The sequence below is a fragment of the Spongiibacter sp. genome (assembly GCF_041602295.1).
Classification (GTDB): Bacteria; Pseudomonadota; Gammaproteobacteria; order Pseudomonadales; family Spongiibacteraceae; genus Spongiibacter.
Genome location: NZ_JBFIGO010000158.1, coordinates 1 through 4,195, shown reverse-complemented (window position 1 = coordinate 4,195; position 4,195 = coordinate 1). Strand labels below are relative to the sequence as shown.

The 4,195-nt window shown below is 61.0% G+C and carries 5 protein-coding genes; 1 reads left to right on the top strand and 4 read right to left on the bottom strand.

From position 1 onward, the window contains the following. Positions 1 to 183: 183 nt before the first annotated feature. The gene (locus ABYM29_RS14990; RefSeq protein ID WP_372865599.1) at positions 184 to 888 is read right to left on the bottom strand and encodes an SDR family NAD(P)-dependent oxidoreductase; all 705 of its coding nucleotides are present in this window, start codon (positions 886 to 888) and stop codon (positions 184 to 186) included. A 90-nt stretch (positions 889 to 978) separates the two neighbouring features. Between ABYM29_RS14990 and ABYM29_RS14985 the strand changes: the two genes are divergently transcribed. After that, complete coding sequence (locus tag ABYM29_RS14985; RefSeq protein ID WP_372865598.1) at positions 979 to 1,737, top strand: hypothetical protein; 759 nt, start codon at positions 979 to 981, stop codon at positions 1,735 to 1,737. Positions 1,738 to 1,785: 48 nt separating this feature from the next. On the opposite strand, the gene ABYM29_RS14980 is transcribed toward ABYM29_RS14985, so the two are convergent. From ABYM29_RS14980 to ABYM29_RS14970, 3 genes are all read right to left on the bottom strand, one after another. After that, positions 1,786 to 2,097, bottom strand: a complete 312-nt coding sequence (locus ABYM29_RS14980; protein ID WP_372865597.1) for a hypothetical protein — start codon at positions 2,095 to 2,097, stop codon at positions 1,786 to 1,788. A 106-nt stretch (positions 2,098 to 2,203) separates the two neighbouring features. Next, positions 2,204 to 3,226, bottom strand: a complete 1,023-nt coding sequence (locus ABYM29_RS14975) for an alpha/beta hydrolase family protein (protein WP_372865596.1) — start codon at positions 3,224 to 3,226, stop codon at positions 2,204 to 2,206. Then, on the bottom strand, positions 3,223 to 4,195 hold a 973-nt coding region (locus ABYM29_RS14970), incomplete at its 5' end, for an alpha/beta fold hydrolase (RefSeq protein WP_372865595.1). The genes ABYM29_RS14970 and ABYM29_RS14975, both read right to left, overlap by 4 nt.

Sequence of the window (4,195 nt, the reverse complement as noted above, 5' to 3'; positions counted from 1 at the left end):
TCGGCGTCGCCGGCGCGGTCGGCATTCTGGTCGGCACCGCTGGCGGCGGCTGGCTGTTTGCCAGCTACGGCCCGAGCACGCCCTTTGTGCTGTTTGGTGTGCTCAACGGCGTGGTATTTCTACTGTCGATCGCAGTGCGTAGCAAGATCGCCAAGCCCCACAGCCAACAACCGGGCTAGCGGCCTACCAAGGCCACACCCGGCGCTGGCGATAGAGGCCGCCGCTGCCACTGCCAGCCGGCAGCGTCGCCAGCCACACCGTGGTATCTGCGCCCTCGGCCACGGATAGCGGCGCGTCCTCACCACCCAGCTCAGTCCGCACCCAGCCCGGGCAACTGGCATTGACCAGCACATCGGCGTGGCCTGCCAACTCGCAGGCCAGCAGAGCGGTCAGCGCATTGAGCGCAGTCTTCGACGAGCGATAAGCCAGACTGCTGCCCAGCTGCACCTCGCTCAGCGAACCCAGCTCACTGGAGACATTGACAATGCGGCCATAGCCTGCGGCTACCATCGCCGGCACAAAGGCCTGACAAAGGCGCAGCGCACCGTAGAGGTTAACCTCCATGGTCTGCCGCCACAGCTCAATATCCAGGGCCAGCGCCGGCTGCCACTTGTCCAGCGCGACGCCGGCATTATTAATCAGAATATCGACACCCCCCTGACTGACCAGCAATTGCTCGGCAAGCGCCGCCACACTGGCATCACTGCTGACATCCAGCTCGGCAATGGACACCGGTAAACCCTCATCGATCAGCGCCTGCAGCCCAGCCGCCGCCGACAGTGAGCGGCTGGTTCCAGTGACCGCGATGCCGCGGCTGGCCAGCTGGCGCACCGTCTCCAGGCCAATGCCGCGATTTGCCCCCGTCACTAACGCTGTTGTTGCCGTCATATTTACCTCTCGCCTTTGTCATCACTCGCTGCTAACATCATATTGTTATATCATTAATACTTAAAGGCCTTACTGACCACGGAGAGCGCAATGCAAGATTTTTATGGCTACCGCAAAAAATTTGCGGTACTCGTTCCCTCAACCAACACCGCGGTGGAAACCGAATACCACAAGATGTGCCCCGAGGGCGTGGTGTTGGCGACCCGCGGCTGCGTGATCCCGCCGATGCCGGTCAGCGACGAAGACAGCTTTGTGGCCCTGGTCAAGGCCATCGGCAACGCCACCGAGCAAGGTCTGCGGGACGCGCTCACGGTGCTGCCCGACCACGTCATTTTTGGCTATTCCGCCGAGACGTTTTGGGACGGCAAGGAGCGCTCGGATCGCGAGTTTAAAAAATACAACGATATCGCCCAAGCCGAGGGCAACTGCAATATCACCTTCGGCGCCCAAGCCATTATGGACGCCCTGAAATGCTATCCGGACGTTAAACGCATCGGCGTGATCACCCCGTATATGCCGGTGGGCGATGCAATGGTGGTGAAGTTTTTAGCCGACATCGGCTATGAGGTAGTGCGCATTGCCGGCCATCGCTCCGACAGTCCGGTGAGTATCGCCTATGAAACCGCCGGCAAAAACCGCGCGCTGGTGAAAGAAGTGAACGGCGACGATGTCGACCTCATCCTGCAGGCCGGCACCAACCTGCACTTTGTCGAACTCGCCGCGCAACTGGAGCAAGAACTGGGTAAACCCGTGCTGGCAATTAACGCCATCACCTTTTGGCATGCCCTGCGCAACAACGGCATCCCCGACCGTATTAAGGGCTTTGGCTCACTGCTGGCAGAGCACTAAACGCCCTGCGCAACAACAAGCCGGCCGCTCGGCGAGCGGCCCGGCCACTTAGTGGCTGACCGCCGCGACACTCTGAGCGACCGGAGACTCAGCAGAAACAATATATTTACCCAATCGACAAGCCTTGGCAGCGGCGCTGACTTTCTTGCTCTCGCAATGATCCGCGTCCGCGCCGGCAATACACCACTGCCCCTCACTGCGCAGCAGCTCGTAGCTGAGACCGTTGGCGCAGCTAACATCGTAGTGGCTGACCTGATCACCGGGAATATAGCTGAGGCTAACCGGGCTGTTAAAGGCACTCGCCTGAGCACCTGCGGCCAAACCCAAACACATCAATGCGGCGCAATAAACGCTCTTCATGACAGGACTCCCTCAAAAAAAGTTGGGGAGTATACGCCGATGCACGGGCGATGGATCAACACCGCGCCGGCCATTAGCGTGAAAATTAACGCTTACCGGGACCTGCTTAACGCCGCTGCAGTTCGGCAAAGCCCGCGCTGAGTTGCGCCAAATCGAGGCCCTGCAGCCAGTCGACCTGCGCCTCGTCAGCATGCAAATAGGCCTGCAAAAACACCGTCGACAGGGCGCTAATCAAATTAAATGCGTCGACCTGGGGCTCCGCTTCCCGCTCCGGCCGGCAGATCAAGTTCCCCAGGTAGTGGTCGGCGCCCTGCACCACCAGGGCGTACTGATCGCCGCTTAGCGCGGTATCGAAACTCATTTTATGCAGCCGCCAATCCGGCCAAAACTGCGGATTTACATCGTGGGTGCCGGTAGTCATAAATACCGGGCCCTGCATCTGGGTCCAGCTCTGCTCGGTAATTTCGTCAAACATCGGCCCCGGCGGCGACAGCGCCACCACCGCCGCTACCCGCGCGTCATCGGCGCCAATCTCCCCATCGGCGGTGATCGCCCTTGCGCCGGCAAATTGCTGCGCGGTAAACGCGCCAAAACTGTGACCGGCCACGGCCAGCCGCTCGGCATCCAGCGCCACCGGCAGCAGGCTCTGTATCTCCGGCAGGCGGTAGACTAGCTCGCGCACATCGGCGACGCGGGCGGCAATCAAGCCCTCGTTGCCGTAGCGCAGAGCATTAAAAATACCCCGCGCCATATTCCTGCCGTCCAAGTGAGTGGTGGCGATCACCGCAAAACCGTGGCTCGCCCAGTGCTTAAGCAGCGGCTCATAGCGGTCTTTGTCCGACCAGTTGCCGTGAGAAAATACCACGACCGGCAGTGCGTCTTCGCGCCTTGCGAACCAGATGCGCAGCGCCTTGTCGCTTCCGCCGGCCAGACTGGGAAGAGTCAGCTCTGCCAGTTCTGGCTCGAAATCACCGGCGCCGTAACCCGGCAGCCTTTCCAGCTCGGCACGCGCCGCGCCCAGCGGTTCGGCCGGCTCCAACGGTAGCGGCTCGGCGCAACCGGCCAGCAACAGCAGGCAGCATAATGCCGCGCTCGCCATGCGGCCGAGTAAGTGGCAATAAAGGCTCATAGACTGTCCCTAAACTCGTTCAACAAGGTGGCCAGCTCCGCCGGCTTCTCCACCGGCAGCAAATGCCCCGCACCGTCCACCACACTCAACCGCAACGATGGCGCGTTAACCAGCAGGCCAACAAAGTCATCGGCCAGCGCCACCGGCAACTGCGGGTTCTGCTGCCCCCAGACAACGAGGCTGGGCGCCACCACCGCAGCCAGCACGGACTCCGGCTCGCCGGCATCGAAACTGGCCATACGCTGCATTTCCGCGCGGCGATTGCCGCGATGGCGAAACATGTCGTGAAAGCGCTCCACCAAAGCATCACTGACCACGGCGCTATCAGCGACCATCCACTCGATAAATTTTCGATAGGCCGCCGTCGGTACAAAATAAAATACGCGGTAAAACCAGTCGGGAATCGCTGCCGCATTGCGCCGGCTGCTCTGCTGGCGCTTCATTCCACCGGAGTTGATCAGTACCAGACCGGCGCTGCGTTCGGGGTATTGCGCAGCAAAGTGGAAAGCAATATTGCCGCCCAGCGAGGAGCCGACCAGCACCGCCGACTCCACCTGCAAGTGGTCGAGCAGGCCACCGAGCAATTCGACATCTCGCGCCATGCTGTAGTCGCCGCTGGGCTCCGGACCACTGAGCCCGTGAGAGGTCAAGTCATAGCGAATTACCGCCTGCTCGGGCTTCAGTTCAGCCAGCAATTCCTGCCACATCAGTGAATCGAAGTAGTGGGAGTGCAACAGCAGCCACGGCGCGCCATCGCCCAGCTCGCCGTCGACGCGATAGCTGATCTGCGCACCGTCGATATGCGCGCGCACCGCGCCCGCACCGTATTTTTCTAGCAAAGTAACCGTGTCGATATCGCGGTAGGCAAGCGCGCTCCACAGTGCATATAGCACGGCACTGGCAGCAAGCCCCAACAACAGCCACAACAGCGCCTTCGCTGCGCCGCGCAAAAGTTTAGCCATGGCAATC